Source organism: Pedobacter sp. UBA4863 (assembly GCF_002399615.1).
In the GTDB taxonomy this organism is placed as follows: Bacteria; Bacteroidota; Bacteroidia; order Sphingobacteriales; family Sphingobacteriaceae; genus Pedobacter.
The window spans coordinates 8,038-8,961 of the sequence record NZ_DHDZ01000053.1 but is presented as its reverse complement, the minus strand read 5'-3'; the positions used below and the strand labels follow the sequence as shown (position 1 = coordinate 8,961).

The window sequence follows — 924 nt, the reverse complement described above, 5'->3', positions numbered from 1 at the left end:
ACCCCGATGGTGGTATCACCTTTGTTATTTAGCAAATGGATATCCAAATGACAACCAATACCTAAATAAGTGACGCAAATATAATAGAAACGTGTATATAATTCAAAATGGAATTAGCCTATTTTTAACGCATAAGCAACAAATTAAGCTAACGTTCTTCTTATCAAGCTAATAAAAATAATTATTTAAATTTTCTATCGCCAAAAAAGACGCTTTATAATCCCATAATATGCCAATACATAAAAACCTTCCACAATTGGAAGGTTTTTATTTTGCAGGACATGACCATATCCCAACTTTTATAGGAAGATTAAACTTACATTTCTATTTCATTAGTAACCAGCTCATCTTCTATCTCCTTAATTGCTTTTACGGTTTTCATAAATGAATCTGGCGTAATTGATATAGAGTCTATTCCTTCTTCAACTAAAAACTGTGCAAAATCTGGATAGTCTGACGGCCCTTGCCCACAAATACCTACTTTAACTCCAGCTTTCTTGGCCGACTTGATCAGGCTAGAGATCATCAACTTTACCGCATCGTTACGTTCATTGTAAAGTCCTGCAACCAAAGAAGAATCCCTATCTAAGCCCAATACCAGCTGGGTTAAATCATTAGAACCGATAGAAAAACCATCAATATGTTTGGCAAATTGTTCGGCCAAGATTACGTTAGAAGGCACTTCGGCCATTAAATAAACCTCTAAACCATCCTCACCACGCTTTAACCCAAACTGTTCCATTACGTGGTACACCTGCAAAAGTTCCCCTACTGTACGGCAAAAAGGAATCATCACTACCACATTATCCAAACCCATAGTTTCTCTTACTTTTTTGATAGCCTTACACTCCATGCCAAAGGCTTCCTTATAGGCTTCAGCATAATACCTTGAAGCGCCTCTCCAGCCAATCATTGGATTTTCTT

At 36.8% G+C, this 924-nt stretch carries 1 protein-coding gene; it reads right to left on the bottom strand.

Annotation, left to right across the window (positions count from 1 at the left end; translation table 11 throughout):
- Positions 1–316: 316 nt before the first annotated feature.
- Positions 317–924, bottom strand: a 608-nt coding sequence (locus B3I52_RS13960) for a putative PEP-binding protein (RefSeq protein ID WP_349678683.1), incomplete at its 5' end; no start/stop codon positions are given.